General features: G+C 73.3%; 19 protein-coding genes. 4 read left to right on the forward strand and 15 right to left on the reverse strand.

The window, feature by feature from the left end:
- Positions 1-145 precede the first annotated feature (145 nt).
- The 11 genes from terL to EAH89_RS04185 form a co-directional block, all read right to left on the reverse strand.
- Positions 146-1,603: a phage terminase large subunit gene (terL, locus tag EAH89_RS04135; protein WP_140881487.1), complete on the reverse strand. Its 1,458-nt coding sequence runs from the start codon at positions 1,601-1,603 to the stop codon at positions 146-148.
- On the reverse strand, positions 1,587-1,889 hold the full coding sequence (locus tag EAH89_RS04140) for a hypothetical protein (protein WP_140881488.1): 303 nt from the start codon (positions 1,887-1,889) through the stop codon (positions 1,587-1,589). The genes terL and EAH89_RS04140 overlap by 17 nt, the downstream gene beginning before the upstream one ends.
- Positions 1,886-4,168 carry a glycosyl hydrolase family 28-related protein gene (locus tag EAH89_RS04145; RefSeq protein WP_140881489.1) on the reverse strand — a complete coding sequence of 761 codons (2,283 nt, stop codon included), beginning with the start codon at positions 4,166-4,168 and terminating at the stop codon, positions 1,886-1,888. The genes EAH89_RS04140 and EAH89_RS04145 overlap by 4 nt, the downstream gene beginning before the upstream one ends.
- Before the next feature lie 39 nt (positions 4,169-4,207).
- Positions 4,208-4,648 carry a hypothetical protein gene (locus tag EAH89_RS04150; RefSeq protein WP_140881490.1) on the reverse strand — a complete coding sequence of 147 codons (441 nt, stop codon included), beginning with the start codon at positions 4,646-4,648 and terminating at the stop codon, positions 4,208-4,210.
- The gene (locus EAH89_RS04155) at positions 4,648-6,528 is read right to left on the reverse strand and encodes a hypothetical protein (RefSeq protein ID WP_140881491.1); all 1,881 of its coding nucleotides are present in this window, start codon (positions 6,526-6,528) and stop codon (positions 4,648-4,650) included. Before EAH89_RS04155 ends, EAH89_RS04150 begins: the two co-directional genes overlap by 1 nt.
- Before the next feature lie 3 nt (positions 6,529-6,531).
- Entirely contained in the window at positions 6,532-7,098 is a 567-nt protein-coding gene (locus EAH89_RS04160) for a hypothetical protein (RefSeq protein WP_140881492.1), read from the reverse strand.
- A 262-nt stretch (positions 7,099-7,360) separates the two neighbouring features.
- A complete protein-coding gene (locus tag EAH89_RS04165) occupies positions 7,361-8,203 on the reverse strand; it encodes a phage capsid protein (RefSeq protein ID WP_456306484.1) in 843 nt (280 codons plus the stop codon).
- 408 nt (positions 8,204-8,611) lie between these two features.
- Positions 8,612-9,361 carry a capsid assembly protein gene (locus EAH89_RS04170; RefSeq protein ID WP_140881494.1) on the reverse strand — a complete coding sequence of 250 codons (750 nt, stop codon included), beginning with the start codon at positions 9,359-9,361 and terminating at the stop codon, positions 8,612-8,614.
- On the reverse strand, positions 9,358-10,770 hold the full coding sequence (locus EAH89_RS04175; RefSeq protein ID WP_140881495.1) for a portal protein: 1,413 nt from the start codon (positions 10,768-10,770) through the stop codon (positions 9,358-9,360). Before EAH89_RS04175 ends, EAH89_RS04170 begins: the two co-directional genes overlap by 4 nt.
- Before the next feature lie 209 nt (positions 10,771-10,979).
- Positions 10,980-11,339: a hypothetical protein gene (locus EAH89_RS04180; protein WP_194152297.1), complete on the reverse strand. Its 360-nt coding sequence runs from the start codon at positions 11,337-11,339 to the stop codon at positions 10,980-10,982.
- Between the two features lie 167 nt (positions 11,340-11,506).
- A complete protein-coding gene (locus EAH89_RS04185; protein ID WP_140881496.1) occupies positions 11,507-11,941 on the reverse strand; it encodes a hypothetical protein in 435 nt (144 codons plus the stop codon).
- 124 nt (positions 11,942-12,065) lie between these two features.
- Between EAH89_RS04185 and EAH89_RS04190 the strand changes: the two genes are divergently transcribed.
- The gene (locus EAH89_RS04190) at positions 12,066-12,701 is read left to right on the forward strand and encodes a S24 family peptidase (protein WP_140881497.1); all 636 of its coding nucleotides are present in this window, start codon (positions 12,066-12,068) and stop codon (positions 12,699-12,701) included.
- 18 nt (positions 12,702-12,719) lie between these two features.
- On the opposite strand, the gene EAH89_RS04195 is transcribed toward EAH89_RS04190, so the two are convergent.
- Together EAH89_RS04195 and EAH89_RS04200 are read right to left on the reverse strand one after the other, a co-directional pair.
- On the reverse strand, positions 12,720-13,775 hold the full coding sequence (locus EAH89_RS04195) for an alpha/beta hydrolase family protein (RefSeq protein ID WP_206667444.1): 1,056 nt from the start codon (positions 13,773-13,775) through the stop codon (positions 12,720-12,722).
- 102 nt (positions 13,776-13,877) lie between these two features.
- Entirely contained in the window at positions 13,878-14,726 is an 849-nt protein-coding gene (locus EAH89_RS04200; protein WP_241666851.1) for a DMT family transporter, read from the reverse strand.
- 134 nt (positions 14,727-14,860) lie between these two features.
- Between EAH89_RS04200 and EAH89_RS04205 the strand changes: the two genes are divergently transcribed.
- Positions 14,861-15,919 carry a quinone-dependent dihydroorotate dehydrogenase gene (locus tag EAH89_RS04205; RefSeq protein WP_140881498.1) on the forward strand — a complete coding sequence of 353 codons (1,059 nt, stop codon included), beginning with the start codon at positions 14,861-14,863 and terminating at the stop codon, positions 15,917-15,919.
- Positions 15,919-16,776 carry a TIGR01459 family HAD-type hydrolase gene (locus EAH89_RS04210; protein WP_194152298.1) on the forward strand — a complete coding sequence of 286 codons (858 nt, stop codon included), beginning with the start codon at positions 15,919-15,921 and terminating at the stop codon, positions 16,774-16,776. Before EAH89_RS04205 ends, EAH89_RS04210 begins: the two co-directional genes overlap by 1 nt.
- Positions 16,777-16,794: 18 nt before the next feature.
- Here EAH89_RS04210 and EAH89_RS04215 read toward each other — a convergent pair whose 3' ends face one another.
- Positions 16,795-17,001 (reverse strand): hypothetical protein, encoded by a 207-nt coding sequence (locus EAH89_RS04215; protein ID WP_140881500.1) that lies wholly within the window; start codon positions 16,999-17,001, stop codon positions 16,795-16,797.
- Positions 17,002-17,183: 182 nt separating this feature from the next.
- On the opposite strand from EAH89_RS04215, the gene EAH89_RS04220 reads away from it, so the two are divergent.
- On the forward strand, positions 17,184-17,531 hold the full coding sequence (locus tag EAH89_RS04220) for an Hpt domain-containing protein (RefSeq protein WP_140881501.1): 348 nt from the start codon (positions 17,184-17,186) through the stop codon (positions 17,529-17,531).
- 10 nt (positions 17,532-17,541) lie between these two features.
- Here EAH89_RS04220 and EAH89_RS04225 read toward each other — a convergent pair whose 3' ends face one another.
- Entirely contained in the window at positions 17,542-20,157 is a 2,616-nt protein-coding gene (locus EAH89_RS04225) for a hybrid sensor histidine kinase/response regulator (RefSeq protein ID WP_161993471.1), read from the reverse strand.
- Between the last annotated feature and the right edge of the window lie 52 nt (positions 20,158-20,209).

Here is a 20,209-nt window from a genome sequence, read left to right on the forward strand (position 1 = left end):
CGGCGAGGCCGGCGAGCAGGCTGGTGGTGGAGGCGCTGAGCTGGCGGATGGACGTCATGAGGTGTCTCCCTTGGTTGGCGTGGTCTCAATTTCCACCAGCCCGGTGAATCAGGCCTGAACGACACCGAAAAAAATGAGACGTCCCTCACCCGCGCCAGGATGCGCCCCGCGCGGCGGGGGGCAGGCTCGGCAGGCGGACCGGCTCGGCGAGGAGGCAACCGGCCACCGCGTCGAGCGCGTCGTCCCGCACCCCGTTCGTGCCGGGCTTCCACTCCGCCATCTCCTGCGGAAAGGCGGTGCGGAACACCGCCTCGTGGGCGTGCAGCCTCCGCGCGGCGAGCGCCGGGTCGAGCGCGCCGAGGATGCGCTCCGCCTTCGGCCGGTGGCTCGCGTGCTCCACGACCGTGCAGGCGGCCCCGGCGCGCGCCATCTCCCGGCGCAGGAGGGCGGGCAGGAACTTGCCGATGCCGTTCGTCTCCACGCGCACGACCGGGAGCAGCAGCTCCCGCGCCAGCGCCGCGACGCGCTGGCACTGCTGCGTCGCGGGGTCCGTCGCGGCGCCCGGGTCCTGGGTGATGTAGGCCAAGCGGTGCAGGTAGTGATTTCCCTCCGCGTCCGAGAAGGTGGCGGCGAGCACGCTGCTGTCCCCCTTGCCCTCCCGTCCGTAGGCCGGGTCCCAGAAGCCGCCGCCCGAGACGAGGCGCCGGCCGAGCAGGGACAGCACCGGACGCCCGTTCGCCTCGCGGTAGTCGAGGTCCTCGCCGTAGCGGACGATCAGCCCGGGATCGAGCCGCGCGGCCTCGGCCGCGGCGCATTCGAGCATCATCTGCCGCCGGAACTGCAGCGGCCCCACCCGGTCGCGCTGCGCCTGCACGCCCTCGCGCGGGAAGCGCTCGGGCCAGGCGCTGCGGCCGGCGGCGTCCAGCAGCGGAACCCGCAGGCGCCGGTAGGAGCCGAGGTAGGCGCCCTCCACCTCGGGCGGCGCGTAGAGGCTGTCCGCACAGTGTGGCGTGCCGACGAAGAGGATGGTGCCGCCGGGCGTGAGGATGAACTCGCACTCGGCCAGCCGCTCGCGAAGCTCCTCGCGCTTGCCCGGCGTGTCGCAGTTGCCGGCGACCTCCACGTCGTCGCAGACGATGAGCTCGGCGCGCGAGCCCGTCACGTTGCCGCCGATCCCCTGGGCCAGCATGGAGGGCTCGCGGATGGCCCCGCGGCGGCGCACCGAGAAGCGGTCCGCCGCCCAGGTCTCGCCACCGCCGAGAAGATGCCGGCAGAGGGGATGGCGCTCAACGATTCGCCGCACCGTCGCGACCATGCGCGCCGCCAGCGCGTGGTCGGCGGCGAGCACGAAGATTCGGATCTCGGGATCCACCGCCAGGCGCCAGGCGCACCACAGGCCGACCAGCGTCGACTTCCCGCAGCCGCGGAAGGCCATCAGCAGCAGCCGGTTGTCCGCCGCCGCCTCGCACGCCATCAGCCAGCGCGCGATCCGCCGGTGCACGCCGGGGGTGGCGATCCCGGCGCGCAGGTTCCAGGCGTAGAGGAACTCGAGGAAGTCCCGCCCCCGGACCTCGGGGCCCGGCGCGTCAGCCCTGGTCTTCATCCTCCGTCATCTCCCCGTCTTCCTGCTCGGCCAGCTGGATGGACCGGCGGGCCTCGGCGATCAGCGTGCCGGCCTCCGCGCCGAGCTCCGTCGCGGCGGGGCCCGGCGCGAGCTTCATCAGGTGCTCGACATGAGCCAGGGCGGAGCGGGCGGCGGCGTGGTGCGCGGTGAAGGCCTTCGGGTCCTCGCGCGCGCCCGGCGCCGGGCCCCGCTCGACGAAGGCCTTGTAGTCCGCCACCACCTTCCGCAATGCGCTCTGCAGCTCCTCCTCCGTAAGGGGCCTCACGACTTCACCGCCCGCACGCGCAACGTGCCCGCGGCGAGGTCGATGGAGATGGTGCTGCGGTTCCAGGCCGTGACGGTGATCACGTCCTGCGCTCCGACCTGGGCGAGGAACACCACGCCCGAGGTGGAGAGGCCGAAGGCGGCCTGCACGAAGTCGCCCGGGCGGACGCCCGGGCAGGGCACGTTCACCTGGGCCGAGGCGCCGGCGGCGATGGCGGGGGGATCCCAGGTCATCTCCGCCTTCAGCTCCCGAACCCCGTGCGGCAACTCCGGCGTGCCGTAGAGCACCGGCGGGCTCTGCGAGGGATCGCAGGCCAGGCGCAGGCTGCGCACCTCGTAGTCGGCGTCGATGCGCGCCACGCCGATGATGGCGCTCTGCACCTCCGGCGCGAGCCGGATCGTCTGCAGCCGCGTCAGCCCGGCGTCGTTGCTGTCGGCGTTGCCCTGCCACCACCGCGGCCCGGCCACGTAGGTCAGCGACATGCCGGAGGCCCGCACCATGGTCCCGTCCGTGGCGCTGAGCAGCACGCCGCCGGCCCCGAAGCACTGGATGATCATGCGTGGGTTGTCGGCGTCGATGGCGAGCGCGAACTCCTTGCAGCGCCGCGTGTCCACCACGAAGCCCAGGCCGCGCCCGCCGGTCAGGATCACCCCGCGGTCCGTCAGCGTGTAGCTGTCGAGCGCCGGGAAGGCGAACTGCGGCAGCAGCGTGGGCGTGCCGCTGACGTTGGTGGACAGGCAGGCCAGCTTCTCGAAGCCGATGTCCGTGGCGTTCCATCGGATGGCGGCGGCGCGGAGGTTGGGGATCTCCGCCAGCGTGCGCGTCGCCTCCCGGTGCGCGGCCGCCTGGTGGAAGGTGCGGACCACGCTGCCGACCCGCGTCGCCGTCGCGGTGTAGTCGATGTCCACGCCGTAGCCCTGGCTCGCCCAGGCCACCTCGTAGACATGGTCCTGCGCGCCCGCCGTGTGGCGGGCGACGAAGGCGTCGCACCCTTCCATCCGGATGTTGCGGGCGACCACCCCGCGCGAGTTCACCTCGATGAGGAAGGGGATGCCGTCGATCGGCCGGTCCCGCGCCTGCAGCTCGAAGGCCGGGCCGTCGAAGACGTGGCGGTTGTGCGCAACGTAGGCGCCCGGCGCGGCCGAGAGCCGGATGCCGTAGCGCGACTTGTCGGGCCAGGTGGCGATGGACATCGCGAAGTGCCCGCCATAGTAGCGGATCGACGTGTTCCAGGCCGCGGCCGTCGCGGTGCGCACGTCGAGGCCATAGCGGTTGTCCACGAAGCGGCCGAGATGCAGCACGCTGTCCTCGAAGCCGCGCTCCACGCCGAGCGTCTGCACGCCGATCGTGAAGCGCTCCACCTGCCGGATTTCGATCAGGGCGGAGTCCTGGTTGCGGATGAGGATGCCGATGTCCCGCTCGTCCTCCCAGGAGGAGAGCGTGCTGCGGAGCACGCGCAGGCCCTGGTAGACCTTCGTGCGGTTCCGGATCGCCGCGCCGTCGCCCAGCGTCAGCGCGGCCTCGCCCCCGGCGCCGGCGTAGAGAATCGCCCCCAGCATGACCAGGCCCGCGGCCGCGCCCGGCAGGGTCAGCGGGATCGTGCTGCGGTAGGTTCCCTCGCCGATCTGCAGGAACTTGCCGGAGGCCGCGGCGGCGTTCATGGCCGCCTGCAGCGCCGGCCCGTCATCGGCCACGCCGTCGCCGACCGCGCCAAAGTCGCGCGCCGAGAGCCGCTCGGCCAGCTTGTCCTCGACCGTGCGCGGGATGCCGCCCGGGAAGGGCGCCGACAGCGTGGCGTCGCCGCGCGAGAAGGTCGTGACGTCGCCGGTGCTATCGAAGCCGAGGAGCCGGTTGGCGCGGACGGGGCGCACCGGCAGCTCGAAGCGGGCGCCGACCTCCCCGGGACCCTGGCGCAGCGACCCCGCGAGACCCTCGCGCAGCTCCTGCAGGGCGGCCATCTGGCGGTCCAGCTCATCGTTCAGCGTGTTCGCCCGCAGCACGCCGTTGGGCTGGTAGTCCGTCACCCGCTCCATCACGAGCTGGCGCCGCAGCACGACCTTGGCGCCGGCGGCGGGCGGCTGCACGAAGCTGACGATGCCGCCCTCGGAGTTGCCGGCGCCGGAAACGGCGAAGCCCGCGCTGAGCGACAGCCCGTCGACGAAGACCGCCAGGTCGTCCGGCTGGAAGATCGGGAAGGGGTAGACAAACACCGTCTGCGCGCCGTCGGCCACGTACTGCACGCGCGGCGCGATGTCGCCGATGCGAATGTGCTCGGGCATCAGTGATCTCCAAATGTGCCGCGTGGGCGTGTCTCGGGGTCAGTCCAGAAGGCTTCTGGCGACGCGCCCGAGGCCCTGCCCCGCGCGCGCCCAGGTCAACATCGAGGCGTCCTGGTCGAGCAGCGACTTGCGTCCCGCCTGGAGGCGCGCCGCGTAGGTCACGTCGTCGCTCGCCTGCTCGGCCGCCGCCGTGCGCCGGAGACCGTCGGTGAGGGCCGCGGCCGACCCCTCGTTCGGGTTCACCCCGCCGGCCGCGAGGCGGGCCCGCGCGGAGGCGATCCCGCGGTCGAGCGCCGCCTGCCGCTCCGCCGCGTTCTGCGACGCCTGCGCGGCGAGCACCTGCTGCTGGGCCTCCTGCTGGACGACCGCGTTCGCCTGCTGGAGGCGAGCGTTCTTCTTCTGCCGCCCGGCCTCCTGGCTCTGGGCGTAGATGGAGGCGCCCGTCGCGGCGAGCGTCACGATGGGGGCAAGCTGCGCCATCAGTCGGTCATCCTCGTCTCTGTGGTGACGGAAAGCAGGGTAAAGGGCAGCGGGACGTCGCCCTCGATGCGCCAGAGCGGCGCGAGGGAGTCCCGGCTCCAGCCAAGGCCCCGCAGCGTGACGTCGCCCGTGAAGAGCGGGGGCGCCGCGTCGAGGACCGGCGTGTCGAGCCGGCGGAACGGAACCGGCTTCGTGCCGCGGCCGAGATCGACCGAGAGCGAACCGGTGCCCAGCAGCCGGAAGGTGATGCTCACCAGGCGTACCGGGCCCGTCCGCGCCCCGTTCGGCGAGAGGGTGTCGGCCGGCAGGGGCTCCACCACATGGGCGAAGGGCAAGCCGGCCTGGACCGACGACGCCGCCGGATCGATGGAGATGCCGCCGCCGGCCACGGCCGCCGCGTCGCGCGGCGCGCCGTCCGCCAGCACGGACACCGTCCGCCCCTCGAGATGGCCGAGCCCCAGCCAATTGCTGCCCGTCGCATCCCCCTTCGCCGCCACGCAGGCATCGAGCGAGAGGGCGTCGTCGAAGCGCTCGAGCCGGAAGCTGCCCGCCCGCTCGACCACGGCGTAGACGGCGCCGTCGAGCTCCGCGACGCAGCGGAACGCCCCGTCCGTCTCCTGCCGCGTCCACCCCGTCACGCCCTCGGCGCGGTAGATCGTCAGCGTGGCGAGGCTCCCATCGGCCATCGCGACGTGAAGAAGGCGTCGCAGGGAGTCGTAGGCGGCCGAGACCGGCGTGACGATGAGGTGCCGCGCGATCAGCGCGAGGTCCTCCGCCTGGTACGCCTGCTGCAGGTCCGTGTAGGAGAACTCGTAGACGCCGCGCCCGGAACGCGAGACGGAGACAGTCATCCCGTCCACGTCGAGCGGCGGCACGCTGCGCTCCACCATGGAGCCGACCCGCGTCTGCCGCGTCACCTGGATGGAGGCCGGCGTGAGCGGATCGCCCGACACCATCCACTCCGCGCCCGAGGTGAAGACCTGCAGATGCCGCCCGGCGAAGACCGCGCGAATGGCGTTCAACTGGTCCGACACGAGCGAGAAGGCGATCGCCTGGTCGTCGAGCCCGCTCCCCGGGTCGAAGTTCTCGTAGGCGGCGCTGCGCGAGAACCAGAGCCGATTCGGAAGGTCCCGCGCGCCGCCGAGCACCAGCCGCCCCTGGTAGAAGCAGGCGCTGACGGGCCAGCCATGCGCGCCGCTGAAGGCCGATTCCGCCCAGTCCGTTGTGGCGTCGGTGGAGACGAGCGCGTCCACCACGTCCGCCACCACCGTGCTCGGCGTCGGCACCGCGGTGACGCGCACCCGCCGGCCCTGGATGCGCAACTGCGCCCCCATGTGCGCCGCGGTGAAGATTGCGCTGGTCGCCGTCACGGTAATGGACCCCGTGGTGCCGCTCGGCGTGACGCTGACCTCGGCGGAGACGTAGCGGAAGAAGGGCTCGGCCGCGAAGGCGAAGGGCGCGACCGACCAGGCGCCCGCGTCCGACCGGCGCACGACCTGCGGCGGCATGGACGGGTGCACCAGCAGCAGCATGTTGGCGTTCTGCGTGTAGTTGATCTGCGGCAGCATCGCCGCCGTCCACGGCCCGCTCAGCTCTGCGACCAGCGTGTCGTTGCGCAGGATCCGCACCCGCCCCGCCAGGAGGACCAGCAGGAAGGTCAACTCCGTGCTCGCCTCGTAGGGCACGAGGCGGGCGGCGCCCGGCAGGACGTCGAGATGCCGCAGCCCCGGGCGGCGCTGCAGGCCGCCGGTCGGCTGGATGAAGACGTTGCGCAGCTTCGCGGCCCCGTTCCCCCAGGCCGCGACATCGCCGCGGCCGAGGAGCTCCGGGGCGAGCTCGCCCGCCGTGAAGGTGGTCTTCGCGCGCTTGACCGAGGGCATGGCTCAGCCCCGCACGCTGAGGAGCGGGAAGTCCTCGATGCCGCGCACCGTCTGCTGCTGGCTGTCGATCAGCCGGGCCTGCCGCAGCTCCGCGTCGGCGATCCGGTGCAGCATCTCGGCGCGGGAGGTGTTCTCCGTCAGCGGCAGGCAGAACTCCGCCGCGAGGCGCGAGACCAGCGCCCCCGCGAAGAAGGGCGGGAACTCGGCCTCGGCGGCGCGGAAGATGTAGGTGAGGGTCACCGAGGCGGCGTCCGCGTGCAGCCGCCCCTCTTGGATGCGATAGGGAAGGCCGCGCCCCCTGCCGCTTCCGGCCGAGAGGACCCGCAGGACGTTCGCCGGGAGCTGGAAGGCATAGGCCAGGTCCGCCACCGGCGCGGCCGCCAGCCGGTTGAGGCACATCTGCCCCGTCGCGAAGGTCCACGGATGGCAGGACAGCAGCGCGTCCCGCGTGCCCGGATAGAGGTTGGCGGCCACTTCCGCCTCGGCCGTCCCCTCCTCGAGCGAGGCGATCGGTTGCGCGCCGACCTTCAGCAGCGCGCGCGAGCAGAGGGCGAGAGCGGAAAGCGCCATCGTGTCGTTGCTCCCTAGGGGGATGGGGGTGAACTCGTGATCGGCGCGGGGCCGGCGCCGGCGCGGCCGCGAACGTCGCGCCGCTCGGGCGCGGAACAGGCGGCACGGCCAGGGCGCGCGGCCCCGCGCGACGCGCACGCCGCCCGGAGGGGCGTTGCGCGCGCTTGCATCTCGTCGTGGGAAGGGGACCGCGCGCGACACGACGTCGCGCGCGGCCCGCCTCACGCAGGCAGCGCTCGCGCGGCTGCCTGCCCTCGCGCGGCTACTCGGCCGCGCGCATCCGGACGACGCCGGCGTTGTCGATGAGCACGGCGCCCTGGCTCATCATGTTGTTGACGAAGTGCGCGGCGCGGTCGCCGTGCCAGGTCACGTCGGTCATGACGTCCTGCGCCACCGCGTGGCCGATCGCCGTGCGGTGGTAGAAGTAGCAGAAGCGCAGGTTGCCGCTCTTGGTCAGGCCGGAATGCGGCATCCACAGCGCGCCGAGCCAGCGCTTCGCCTGCATGCCCTTCCAGGGGAGGTCGCCCTCGCCGATGAACTGCGAGTTGGCGAACTCCTGGATCTGGAGCAGCTGGCTCCACTGCTTCCAGCCGACGACGGCGAAGCGGTTGCCGTCGTCCGGCACGTCCGCGGCGCCGAGCATCTCGAAGGCGGCCAGCACCTTGGACTTGGTCAGCCCGTCCGTGTCGGTCAAGCCGGCCGCGGTGCCCACCGCCTCCTGCGTGCCGGTGTCGAGGGCGGAGATGATCAGCTCGTCCGTCTTGCGGCCCAGCGCGTAGGCGCCGGCGTTGGCGACGATCGCGCGCTCGTCGACGTTGGTCTTGATGTCGTCGAGCTTGTCGACCCACTCACCCGCGTAATAGTCCTGCAGGAAGCACTCCACGGCCGAGTAGTCGAGGTTCATGACGGGCACGACGCCGTTGCGGGCCTTGGCCGCGGCCACGCCCTTGCCGACGCGGGGGAACACCGTGGACGCGCCGTTGATGCCCGTCTTGGAGCGCACCGTCGGGCGCAGCTTGCTGCCCTGGCGCTGGAAGGCCTCGTGCACCTCGGCCTGGAACTGCTTGACGAAAGCCTGGTCGATCGTGGCGGACACGGATGTCATCCTTTGAAGGGGTTTCAGTGCGGTCGGGTGCGGCCGCCCGGTTGACGCACCTCGGGAGAGGCAGGGGCCGGGCGGCGCGCGGAACGGCGCGCGCCCGCCGCGGCCTTCGGGGCCAGGGCGGGTTGTTCGCGCCGGAAAGGGGCTGGAAACGCGAAAGGCCCCTTCCGCGGGGCGGAAGGGGCCTTTCGTCAGGGGGACGGGGGCGGGCGGCACCAGGGGGTAGTAGGGTGCCACCCGCCCCCGCAGCCGGCCCGCATGAGGGGGGATGCGGGCCAGCGACAACGGGGTCACCCATGGGGGGGTGTAGTCGGATGACCACCGTCGCGGAGGTGCCGGGATAACCCGGCAGCTCAACCCTGGTTTCAGGAACTTAGACCAGAAACCTGAAGAATGGGTTGAGCCTTCGCATCACCCTCCGGTGAGACGGCGGAATCCCTCGGTCACCCGGCGCACGAAGTCGGGCTCGCGGGAGCGCCAGTAGCGGGGATCCCGCATCATGCGGCGGAGCGCGGCCTCGTCCACCGTCTCCGGCGCCTCCGCCTGGCGGGCCAGCGCGGGCTCGCCCTTCTCCATCATGCGGTGCAGCGCGATCACGCCGTCCGCCGTGGTGGAGAGGGCGGTGAGCACCTCCTCGGGGAGGTTCGCCCGTCCCCAGGCCGCGATCTGCTTCGCGGTGCGGCGATAGCGCTCCTCGCCGCCGAACTCGGCCCGCAGCCGGTCGCGCTGGCGCTCCGCCTCGAACTGGGAAGTGGCCTCGGCCACGATCGGCAGCAGCCGCTCCGCCGCCAGGTCATAGACGAGCTGGACCTGCGCCGGCGTGAAGCCCGCCTGGTGAAGCGTCGCGTTCACCTCGGGATCGGCCCCGATCAGCTCGTGCTTCGGCTGGACGACGTAGCCGTCGGCCGTGTCCGGCACGCCCATCGCCCGGCGGAAGCGCAGCCGCTCCTCCTCCGGCGCGTCGTCGGCCGGCGGGGCGAAGCGCGCCGAGAGCTTGCGCTCCAGCTCCCGGTAGGACTTCAGCAGCGCCTCCACCCGGATCGCGCCGCGCTCGCCGTCCCAGAACTTCTCCGGCACCTCGTCGGGCCGGACCGCCACGGCGCCGGCCGCCCCGCCATCCCCGGCGGGCTCCGCCTCGACCTCGAGCAGGTTCTCGCTCATGCGCTCGTCTTCTCCTCAATGGGCGCCAGGATGGCGCTCGGCGCCGAAAGGGTCCTGGCGAGGTAGCGGGCCGCCGCCGGCAGATCGACGACGGCCGAGGCCGAGGGCCCCATCGCCGCCACCGCCTGCAGGAACAGCAGCGTGTTCGACGCGTCCGCCCGTCCCTGCACGCGGGCGAGCGGCGATCGGTAGGCGATCCGCGCCTCCTGCCCGTCGAGCAGGATCGGCGGCACCTCCCCGCGCCGGCGCAGGATCGAGAGGCAGCGCGCCACCAGCGGCGTCAGCAGCTCGGCCTGGAGACGCCCGTAGGTCGCCCCCAGCAGCCGCGCCGTCTCCGCGCTGCGCTCCAGCACCTCCGTCGCGGTCATCCCCGGCTGGGACGGCGCCGAAAGCCGGTCCGCCAGCAGCGCGGAGCGGATCCGCGCCCGCATGTCCGACAGCACGAGCTGGGATACGTCGAAGGACCCCGGCGCCGCCAGCGGCGTGAGCCCCGCCGAGCCGACCGCCTTCGGGATGATCGCGCCCGGCTCCAGCCGGACGGTCGCTGGGTTCAGCACCCCGTCGTCGTCGGCTTGCCAGATGCCCGTCGCCGCGATGGAGGCGTTCTTCAGAACCAGCTCCACCACCTTGTTGGCGGTGCGGATGTCCGGCAGCGCCTTCATCACCGGGCCGCGCCCGTAGGTCTCGCCGGGCGCCTTCATCCAGCGGAAGGCCACCAGCGGCCCCTCCTCGAAGCGCCCCTCGGCCAGCGGGATGCCCTTGCCGTCGCGCTCGAGGACCGCCGCGAAGAAGGACCCGCCCCGGCCCGGCCAGACCGCCTCGATAACGCGGTGCTCGGCCTCCGCGTCGTCCATTTGGATGAGGTCGGGCGGCAGCGGCGCCAGCGGGTAGCGGGCGGCGATCGCGGCGCCCGTCATCCGCACGAGCCGGAACACCGTGTCGAGCCGGCCGGAAGGACCCTCCTCCAGCACTGCCTCCTGCAGCGGCACGGCGGTGAAGCGCAGCGCGGAGGCCTCGCCCGGGGGCGCCTCCTCCACCATCAGCACCCCGGTCCCCGCCACGACGAGATCGAGAAAGGCCTGCGGCATCTCGAGGGCGAAGTTCGAGCGGTCTAGGTGCCCCTGCAGCGTCTCCGCCGCGCGCTCCAGCACGCCCGCCAGCTCGGGGTCAGCCGCCTCGTCCACCGGGCTCAGCCCGAACCACCGGGACCAGGGCGGCGTCAGCTCGGCAAGCAGCGAGGCCGCCAGGCCCTCGGCCGCGTCCGCCGCGGTCCCGTCATGCAGCGACGGCCCGCCCGCACCGGGCGTGCGCGCCAGGACGTGGTCGTAGCAGTCGCGCCAGACGCCCTCCCAGGGGCGGCGGCGCTCCAGCGCGCGCTCGGCGCGGGCGATGATCTCGTCGGGCGTCATGCCGCGGCCCCTCGCTCGGGGCGCGGCGAGGAGGGATTGCTGTCGCCCATGCGCCTGCCAGCTCCTTGTCTGTGAAAACCGGACCCGCCGCGATCGGCGCCCGAAAAAGCGCAGGCCCGGCGCCGGAGGGGTCCGGGCCGGGCCTGCAAGTTCGAGGGGATCAGGAGGGATCGTCGCCGGGCGCAACTGTCCCGTTGACAAGAGCGGTTCTACAGCTCAGTGAGCTCCTCGTCAAGAACATTTTCCTTGATACGGAAATTTTTCTTCAACCGCCGGTAGAGCGCATAGGGCGTGACAGCGAAAGGCGCTCCAGGGCCCAGGAGCCCCCGGCAGAGCGACACGCAGGACAGCGGAACCACCGACGGCAGGCATCGCGCCGGCGCCCCCGGCTCGAAGGGACCCAGCACCCGGCATCCCGCCCTCTCCCAGAACCCCGGCAGGTCGAACTCGGGCCCGACCGCCAGCCGCGTCACGAGCAGCCGGCCCGAGAGCGGGTCGACCACCGTCCATCCCGACTCGTCCTGCAGGCCCGCGAAGCAGTGGCGGAAACCGGGCCGCAGCAGCCGCATCCAGCCCTGGTCCGCCCCGCCGCCGAAGGACAGCCAGAGGCGCTGCGGCCGAGTCCCCGCCGCCCGCCGGTGCGAGGCACCCCCACAAGCGGCACCGCCGCCCCGGTTTCCCGGGACGGCGGCAAGCAGATCGATCATGGGCACCGAAGGTGCGGAATTCATGGCATTTACGCCGTACGGAAGGGCACCACCTCGCCCGGCTCCGGCGCGGCGGCGGGGCCGGACACGATGCCCTTCAGGCGCAGCGGCCACTCCATCCGGTCCATCGCCTCGCGCCAGAGGCGGTGGTCGCCGCGCTCGCGCAGCACCGTCGGGTCCGGCGCCACGCCGCGCTCGCCCCAGATCCGCAGGATGCGCGCGTGGGCGAGGTCGATGCGGCGCTGCCGGTAGAGCCGGTCGAGGCACTTCACGACGTCGTCCGGCTCGCAGGGCCGGCTCACCAGCCCCCGGCCGGAGACGATGCGCGCCCCGTCACGGCGGGCGACGAGCGCGGACATGGTCCAGAACCAGGCCTCATCGGCGCTCTGGAAGGGCTGCACCTTGTCGAGGCTCGACAGCGTGGCCGCGGTGGTGCGGAGAGTACCGGAGGTAGGACGGGTCATCGGGGGCTGATCCTGTCGGTTGTGAACAGAACCTGAACATCAACCCTCGGGCTCGTGATCGTCAAGTCGTTTCTGTGACGTCATTCCTGTTGCCCGCAGATTCTCCGCCTATATGATGGGCGCCATGCAACACAACGACATCTGGCGGGCGATCGACGCGCTGGCGGCCGAGAACGGCCTCTCGGCCTCGGGCCTTGCCCGCCGGTCGGGACTCGACCCCACCGCCTTCAACCCCTCCAAGCGCACGGGGCCGGACGGCCGCGCCCGCTGGCCCTCCACGGAAAGCGTCGCGAAGGTTCTCGCCGCCACCAGCACCGGCATGGACGAGTTCGCGAGCCTCATCACCGGGAACCTCCGCACGGCATCCCGCCCCAGCCGCCGCATTCCCCTGATCGGCCTCGCCCAGGCCGGCAGCAGCGGCTACTTCGACGATGGCGGCTACCCCGTCGGCGGTGGCTGGGACGAGATCAGCCTGCCCGAGGTCGGCGACCCCAACGCGTACGCGCTCGAGATCAGCGGCGACTCGATGGAGCCCGTGTTCCGGGACGGCGACGTCATCATCGTCTCCCCCAGCGCCCCGGTCCGGCGCGGCGACCGCGTGGTCGTCCGCACCAGCGGCGGCGAGGTCATGGCAAAGGAGCTCCTCCGCCAGTCCGCGAAGCGGGTGGAACTCTCGAGCCTCAACCCCGCCCACCCCAACTACAGCTTCGACCTGGAGGAGCTGACCTGGATGCACCGCATCGTCTGGGCCAGCCAGTAGCGCCGACCGGGCGGCGCCTTACCGCCGCTCCCCCACGTTCTTCCCGATCCAGGCGACGAGCCAGTCCGCGAGCTCGATCGAGTTCCGGTCCTGCATGAGCATGTGGGAATTGCCGGAGATGCCGATCTCCGGCAGCACCACGATCTCCACCTTACCGCCGGCCGCGTTGGCCGCCCGCGCAAAGTCGCGGCAGGCGGCCAGCCGCGGCGCCCAGCGCGGCGACTCCTGCACGAAGTCGCCCCAGAGAACGAGAATCGGCAGCCCCGCATAGGGTGCCAGGTCCCCGTCCGCCGCCGGGCAGGCACCGGGCTCGATCGAGACGATCCCCGCGATTCCCTGGCGTCCGCTCGCCGCCGCCTGGAACGGGAAGATGCCGGACTGCGAGTGGCTGACCAGCACCGCCCCGTCCAGCTGCGCCGCCAGGGCCGAGAGGCCGACCACCGTGGGGTGAGGGGAGGGGAGGGCGAGGTTCCAGTCGGGCACCATCTGCCGCCAGAACTCCTCCTGCGCCTCCAGCGGGAAGAGCATGCCCGGGAAGGTCTCCCCGAATCGCCGCCCGAAGCGGAAGATCGCCCAGGCATCCTCCCGCCCCGCGGCAAAGACCGCCGGCAACGCCTCCGCCCCCGCCTTCCCGGCCTTCACGGCGTTGATCTGGCTCGGATGCGCGGCGGACCGCCCCCGCCAGGGCTGGTCCACCACATAGGTCGGGTGCCCGCGGCGCAGCAGCACCTCATCCCATCCCATGCGGCCGTCCGGCGTCGTCTCCCAGGTCTTGCCCGTCAGGCAGCAGCCATGCACGAGCACCACCGGCCGCTTCGCCCCGGCATCGGCGGGCACCTGGAAGCGGACATACATCTGGTCGAGCGTGATCGTCCCGCTCGGCGCATAGGCCGGTACGGTAGAGAGCGTGTCCGAGTGGAGCGACCGCCCGCCGACGAAGAAGGACCCCTGCCGCTCGATCGAGACCGGCCCCTGCAGCGGCCGAGCCCCCTCCTGCGCCGCCGCGGGCGCGAGGGCGGCGAGCGGCAAGGCCAGCAGGGCGGCCAGCCCGGCGGCGCGGGACGGGATGGTCATCGGCGTTCCTCCTCGTGACGGCCCGACCCCCGCGAGAGGGCGGATCCTTGACGCAAGGGTAGGCCGTGGCCGTCCGGCCCTGTCAAACCGGGCGCGGCGTCCTCAGGCAGCCCGCGGCGCGCGCTGCGCCATGATCCCCGCGAAGCTCACCACGGCCGCCCCCGCCCAGACCCAGGCCGAGGGCCAGACCCCCCAGATCGTCACGTCTGCGATCACGGCGAAGACCAGGGCCGAGAACTCCAGCGGCGCGAGCCGCGGCGCGGAGGCGTAGCGGAAGGCCGCGGCCAGGCCGATCGTCGCGCCCCCCGCCAGCAGCCCGTTCGCCGCCAGCGCCAGGGCATCCCCGGCCGGCGGCGTCGCCCACTCGGCCCAGGCCCAGGGCACCAGCAGCGGCAGGGCCGGCGCGGCGCTCCAGAGGATCAGCCGCGCCATGCCCGGCTCGTCCCGGAGGCTGCGGTTCATCACCAGCACCATCGCGTGGCAGAAGCTGCCCAGCATCCCCCAGGCATAGGCCGCCCAAGCCCCGCCGGCCGAGAGCCCGGGCCAGAGTGCCAGCAGCACCCCCGTGAACCCCACCCCGCACCAGCCCCAGGCCGAGGCCGGGACCGGCTCCTTCAGCAGCACCCGGAACAGCGCGAGCAGCATGAAGGGCGCCGTGAAGTAGACGAGGTAGCCCTCCGCCAGCGGCAGGTGGCGCAGCGACAGGAAGAACCCGGCGCCCGACCCCACCATGAAGGCGGAGCGCAGCAGCTGCGCCCCCGGTCGCCGCGTCCCCAGCGGCCCGGGCGCGGCGCGGCGCAGGATCACCCAGGCCGCCAGCAGCGCCAGCAGCACGGCATAGCGGAAGGCCAGCACCTGGCTGACATGGTACCCGCCCGACAGCAGCTTTGAGTTGGCGTCGAGCACCGCGAAGAGACCGAGCGCGGAAAGCAGCAGCAATGGTCCGCGCAACCGGCGTTCCCCCTCGTGATCCCCGTGCCCGCTTCTCCCGTCCCCAAGGGGTGGCGTCAACGCGCCCCCGACCCCCCGGCGCGCCCTCCGCGACCCCTGGCCTCGCCGCCCGGCCTGCGGCACAAGCGGCCCCGATGCGCCCCGCCCTCGCCTCCGCCCTCATGCCGCTCGTCCGGGGCCTCGACCCCGAGGGCGCGCACGAGCTCTCCCTGCGCGCCCTCAACTGGGGCCTGGCCGGGCGGGACCGCTCGCCGGACGACCCCCTCCTGGCCACCCGCGCCCTCGGCCTCGACTTCCGCAACCCCCTCGGCCTCGCCGCTGGCTTCGACAAGAACGCCGTCGCCGTCCTGCCCCTGATGCGCCTCGGCTTCGGCTTCATGGAGGCCGGCACCGCGACCCCGCGCCCCCAGGAAGGCAACCCCCGCCCCCGCGTCTTCCGCCTCGAGGAGGACCGCGCCGTCATCAACCGCCTCGGCTTCAACAACGCGGGCCTTGAGACCTACGCCGCCAACCTCGCGGCGCTCCCCCGCCCGCTGCCCGCCGTCCTCGGCGCCAATGTCGGCATCAACAAGGACAGCACGACGCCCGAGAGCGACTACCCCGCCCTCTACCGCCGCGTCGCGCCGCTCGCCGACTACGTCACCGTCAACGTCTCCTCCCCCAACACCCCCGGCCTTCGCGACCTGCAGGGCGAGGCCCGCCTGGCCGCCATCCTCGACGCCGTCCTCGCCGCCCGCGCCGGCCAGCCCCACCGCCCGCCGGTCCTCGTGAAGATCGCGCCGGACCTCAGCGAGGCTGCCGTGGAGGCGATCGTCGGCACCTGCGCCGACCGCGAGGTGGCCGGGCTGATCGTCTCCAACACCACCATCACCCGCCCCGACACGCTCCGCTCCGAGCAGCGGCGCGAGGCCGGCGGCCTCTCCGGCCGCCCGCTCTTCGCAACCTCGACCGAGCTCCTCCGCCGCGTCCACCGCCTCTCCCGCGGCCGCCTCACCCTCATCGGCGCCGGCGGCGTGGAGAGCGGCGAGACGGCCTACGCCAAGATCAAGGCCGGCGCCTCCCTCGTGCAGACCTACGCCGGCTTCGCCTATGCCGGCCCCGCCATGATCCCGCGCCTCAAGCGCGACCTCGCGGCCCTGCTCCGGCGCGACGGCGTCCGGCGCCTGGCCGACGCCGTGGGAGCGGAAGCCTGATGCTCATCCTCGACGGGATCGCCTCCCTCGCCCCCCGCTACCGCGGCTTCGTGCTCGACCTCTGGGGCGTCGTCCACGACGGCCAGGCCGCCTTCCCCGGCGTCGCCGAGGCCCTGGCCCGCCTGCGGGAAGGGGGCGCCCGCATCGTCTTCCTCTCCAACGCCCCCCGCCGCTCCCACGTCGTGGAGGCGCAGCTCACCGGCTTCGGCATCGACCGCGCCCTCTACGACGCCGCCATGACGAGCGGCGAGATCACCTGGCGCCTGCTGCGCGACCGCGCCCACCCCTTCGTGCGCGACCTCGGCCCGCGCGCCCTGCACATCGGCGCCGCGCGGGACCACTCCGTGGTGGAGGACCTCGGCATCACCCTCACCGACCGGCCGGACGAGGCCGACTGGCTCCTCAACACCGGCCCGGATCCCGAGCGCGGCGGCCAGTCCGTCGACCCCTACGAGCCGACCCTGCGCGCCGCGCTGGAGCGGGGCTTCCCGATGCTCTGCGTCAACCCCGATCGCGCCGTGGTGGTCGGCGGCGGCCGCATCATCTGCGCCGGCGCCCTGGCGGAGCGCTACGCCGCCCTCGGCGGCGCGACCCTCGAGATCGGCAAGCCCGACCCCGCCGCCTACGATCCCGTCATGGCCCTCCTGGACCTGCCCCGCGCCGCGGTGCTCGCCATCGGCGACAGCCCGCACACCGACCTCGCCGGCGCCCAGGCGGCCGGGCTCGACGCGGTCTGGGCCCTGGGCGGGCTGGCCGCCGAGGAAGGCCTGGCGGAGGCCGGCCCGGACACCCTCGCCGCCCGCGCGAAGGCCGAGGGCGTCTCCCCCATCGCGGCCCTGCGCGCCCTGCGCTGGTAGGGCGCCAGGGCGCCTCCTCTACCGGCGCCCGTTCTCCAGCCGGTCGCCAACCCAGTTCCCCGCCCGGTCGAGCGCCGCCCCCGTGCCGCGCGCCGCCCCGCCGATCGCGTCCCCGGTCCGGTCCGCCGCCCGGTCGAGGGACCGCCCCGCCCGCTCGGCCGGGCCGGGCTGCGCGCAGCCTCCCAGCGCGGCCAGGAGGACGAGGAGCGGGATTTTTCGGAGCATCGATGGCGTTCCGCGGCGTGAAGAAGCAAGAATGATCCTCTCCGCGGCGGCTGCCAACGAGGGGTCCGGGAGAAGGAAGCGCACGTCACGCCAGAGGCATGGACCGGCAACCCGGCACCGCCCGCCCAACGGCCGGGACCGGAATCTTGACCGGGAGCGGGAGCGGGGGGTAATTCCATTACGTGAGCGCAATAGATCCACAGGTTGCCGGCCAGCTGGCGGAGGAGCTTCCCCACGACGTCTTCGTGAGGATCATCCACACCTTCGAGCAGGATCTCGCCCGGCTGGTGCGGCAGATGGTGGACGCCGCGCGTGCGGGCGACGCCGACGGGTATCGCCGCGCCGCCCACAGCTTGGCCGGCGCGGCCGGATCGATCGGGGCGAAGACCCTCGAGTCGCTTGCCCGCCAGGCCATGTGCCGCGACGACCGAACGCCCGCCCAGCAGATGCTTCTCGGCATCGGAGCGGAGGCCACGGCGGCCCTCTCGGAACTGGCCGTCCTCGCCCGGCAGAGCGGCACGGCGGCCTGAGCCGCCACGCCTACTCCGCGGCGGGCGCCCGCGCCGGCTGCGCGATCCCGATCGCCTGGCCCAGCTGCTCCCGCTGCACCGGCTTGGACAGGTAGTCGTCCATCCCGGCCTCGCGGCACTGCTGCTCGAACTCCGCGCCCACCGCCGCCGTCAGGCCGACGATCCGCGTCTCCCGGTTCAGCCCGGCCCCCCGGATCGAGCGCGTCGCCTCCAGCCCGTCCATCACCGGCATCTGGAGGTCCATCAGGATGACGTCGAACCGCGCGGCCTGGCAGTGGCGCACGGCCTCCAGCCCGTTGTCCGCCACCGTCACCTCCGCGCCGAGGCGGGCGAGGAGCGCGCGCATGAGAAGCTGGTTGGTCGCGTTGTCCTCCACGAGCAGGATGCGCGGCGCGAAGCGCGGCGCCGGCACCGGCGCCTCGGGCTCGGCGGCCAGTGCCGCTGGCACCGGAGAGATCGCCTGGACGACCGCCTCCAGCAGCCGCCCGGGCAGGGCGGGCTTGAGCAGCACCGCGTCGATCAGCCCTGGCAGCCCCCCGGCCGGAATCTGGTGCGCCTCCACCCCGAAGGAGGCGAGGATCAGCGCGGGGCGGCCGAGCTCGCCCGCCTCCGCCCGGATCCGCCGCGCCAGCTCCAGCCCGCCGACCCCCGGCATGCCCGCGTCGAGCAGGACCGCGTGGAAGGGCGTGCCGCGCTGCGCCGCCAGGTGAAGCAGTCGCATCGCCGCCTCCGCGCTCTCGGCCGAGAGCGAGAAGGCGCCGGCGGCATTCAGCTGGCGCAGCATGGTCTCGCGGTTCAGCAGCAGGTCGTCGACCACGAGGAGGCGCATCCCGAGCAGCGGCGCCGGCGCCGGCGCCTGGTCGGGCACCGCGCCCACCTCGATCCAGAACCGGAAGACGCTGCCCCCGCCCTTGCGCGGCGTCGCCTCGATCCCGCCCCCCATCTGCTCCGCGAGCTTGCGGCAGATCGCGAGGCCGAGCCCGGTGCCGCCGTACTTGCGGCTGATCGACGCATCGGCCTGGGTGAACCGCTCGAACAGCATCGGCACCTTCGCCGCGTCCACGCCGATCCCCGTGTCGGCCACCGAGCAGGTGAGCCGCAGCGCGTCCTCCGCCTCCTCGAGCGGAGCGACGGAGAGCGACACCTCGATCCAGCCCGCCTCGGTGAACTTGATGGCGTTGCCGACGAGGTTGAACAGGATCTGCCGGAATCGCCCCGGATCCCCCAGCACCTGCCGCGGCAGGCCCGGCGGCAGGGAGGCCACCATCTCCACCCCCTTGGAGACGGCGCGGTCGGCGAAGAGCTCCACGATGGTGGAGATCTCGTCCTCCAGGTTGAAGGGGATGTGCTCGTGCCGGATCATCCCGGCCTCGAGCTTGGAGAAGTCGAGGATGTCGTTCAGCACCATCAGCAGGTGCTCGGCGCTGCCCTGGATGGTCTCGGCGTAACGGCGCTGGATGGCGTCGAGCTGGCTGTCCAGCAGCAGCCCCGTCATGCCGATCACCCCGTTCATCGGGGTGCGGATCTCGTGGCTCATGGCCGCGAGGAACTCCTCCTTCGCCCGCGTCGCCGCCCGCGCCTCGCGCTCGCTCTCGGAGAGCGCGTCCCCCTGCGCCTTCAGCGCCGCCGCCTGCCGGGACATGAGCCAGAGGGCCACGAGCATGATCGCCGCGATGGCCACGCCGCCGCCGATCAGCAGCGCGCCCAGCCGCTCCACCCCCTCGAAGGCCGCGGCCCGGCGCCGCGCCGCCTCGATCACCAGCGTGCCCCCGCGGAGGGTCGAGAAGGCGGCGAAGACCTCCTGCCGGTCCTGGTCGAGGCCGGAGAAGGTGCCGCTCTCGCGCCGCGGCAGGAAGTCGCGGAACAGCCAGGCGCCGTTGTTCGCCTCCCCCACCCCGTCCACCCGCCCGTCCGACCGCGCGAGGAGGACGCCGTTCAGCGAGTGGATGCGCACCGTCACGCCGAAGGCCTCCGCGTGGCGGCGCCCGACCGAGATGAGGTAGTCCGGGTTCAGCAGCGCCACCGCCGCCCCGCTGAACTCGCCCCGCGCGTTGCGCAGCCCGCGCGCCAGCGGGATGGACCAAAGCCCCGCCGCCTGGATGGCGCGCGCCTGCATGGAGGCCGAGCCGCCGAGGTAGCGCCCCGCCTCCGGCGATCCCAGCCGCAGCGCCGGGCCGCCCATGCGCAGCACCCGGAACCAGTCCCGGTCCGCGACGGAGGCGCCGCGCAGGCTCTCCACCGTCGAGGCGGCAACCTGCCCGTTGGCGTCCACGATCAGCACCGCCCGCAGCTGCGGCACGTCGCGGATGCGCCCGGCGAGGGCACGGGCGGTGAAGGCCGGATCGACGTCGTTGCTCCGCTCGGCCATGTCGAGCAGCACGAAGTCGACCGTCTGGACCGCGCGCGCGAGCTGGTCTGCCATGGCGGCCGTCACCCCGAGCGTCAGCCGCTCCGCCTCGTGCGCCGCCTCGCGCTGGCCGCGGTCGAACAGGATGAGATAGACCGTGACGAAGCAGGCGCCGACAAGCACCACGGTCGCGCCGAACAGGCGCCAGGGACGCGGGGTGGCCGGCTGGGCCCGGCCCAGCGTCAGAACCCGGCGAAGGGAGTGGGGCGTGTTGTTCATCCGTGGGGCGACCGCCCCCATCATCGCAGGCCTCGTCGCCCTTTGCGAGGCC

Source organism: Muricoccus nepalensis (genome assembly GCF_006438825.1).
Lineage (GTDB): Bacteria > Pseudomonadota > Alphaproteobacteria > Acetobacterales > Acetobacteraceae > Roseomonas > Roseomonas nepalensis.

Bases quoted from the DNA above. Each gene is read 5' to 3' on its own strand.
- EAH89_RS04210 (WP_194152298.1), top strand. From the start codon at position 15,919: ATGCTCATCCTCGACGGGATCGCCTCCCTCGCCCCCCGCTACCGCGGC.
- EAH89_RS04195 (WP_206667444.1), bottom strand. From the start codon at position 13,775: ATGACCATCCCGTCCCGCGCCGCCGGGCTGGCCGCCCTGCTGGCCTTG.
- EAH89_RS04160 (WP_140881492.1), bottom strand. From the start codon at position 7,098: ATGGCGCTTTCCGCTCTCGCCCTCTGCTCGCGCGCGCTGCTGAAGGTC.
- EAH89_RS04175 (WP_140881495.1), bottom strand. From the start codon at position 10,770: ATGACGCCCGACGAGATCATCGCCCGCGCCGAGCGCGCGCTGGAGCGC.
- EAH89_RS04185 (WP_140881496.1), bottom strand. From the start codon at position 11,941: ATGACCCGTCCTACCTCCGGTACTCTCCGCACCACCGCGGCCACGCTG.
- terL (WP_140881487.1), bottom strand. From the start codon at position 1,603: ATGAAGACCAGGGCTGACGCGCCGGGCCCCGAGGTCCGGGGGCGGGAC.
- EAH89_RS04225 (WP_161993471.1), bottom strand. From the start codon at position 20,157: ATGAACAACACGCCCCACTCCCTTCGCCGGGTTCTGACGCTGGGCCGG.
- EAH89_RS04170 (WP_140881494.1), bottom strand. From the start codon at position 9,361: ATGAGCGAGAACCTGCTCGAGGTCGAGGCGGAGCCCGCCGGGGATGGC.
- EAH89_RS04145 (WP_140881489.1), bottom strand. From the start codon at position 4,168: ATGCCCGAGCACATTCGCATCGGCGACATCGCGCCGCGCGTGCAGTAC.
- EAH89_RS04155 (WP_140881491.1), bottom strand. From the start codon at position 6,528: ATGCCCTCGGTCAAGCGCGCGAAGACCACCTTCACGGCGGGCGAGCTC.
- EAH89_RS04165 (WP_456306484.1), bottom strand. From the start codon at position 8,203: ATGACATCCGTGTCCGCCACGATCGACCAGGCTTTCGTCAAGCAGTTC.
- EAH89_RS04150 (WP_140881490.1), bottom strand. From the start codon at position 4,648: ATGGCGCAGCTTGCCCCCATCGTGACGCTCGCCGCGACGGGCGCCTCC.
- EAH89_RS04215 (WP_140881500.1), bottom strand. From the start codon at position 17,001: ATGCTCCGAAAAATCCCGCTCCTCGTCCTCCTGGCCGCGCTGGGAGGC.
- EAH89_RS04205 (WP_140881498.1), top strand. From the start codon at position 14,861: ATGCGCCCCGCCCTCGCCTCCGCCCTCATGCCGCTCGTCCGGGGCCTC.
- EAH89_RS04190 (WP_140881497.1), top strand. From the start codon at position 12,066: ATGCAACACAACGACATCTGGCGGGCGATCGACGCGCTGGCGGCCGAG.
- EAH89_RS04180 (WP_194152297.1), bottom strand. From the start codon at position 11,339: ATGCGGCTGCTGCGGCCCGGTTTCCGCCACTGCTTCGCGGGCCTGCAG.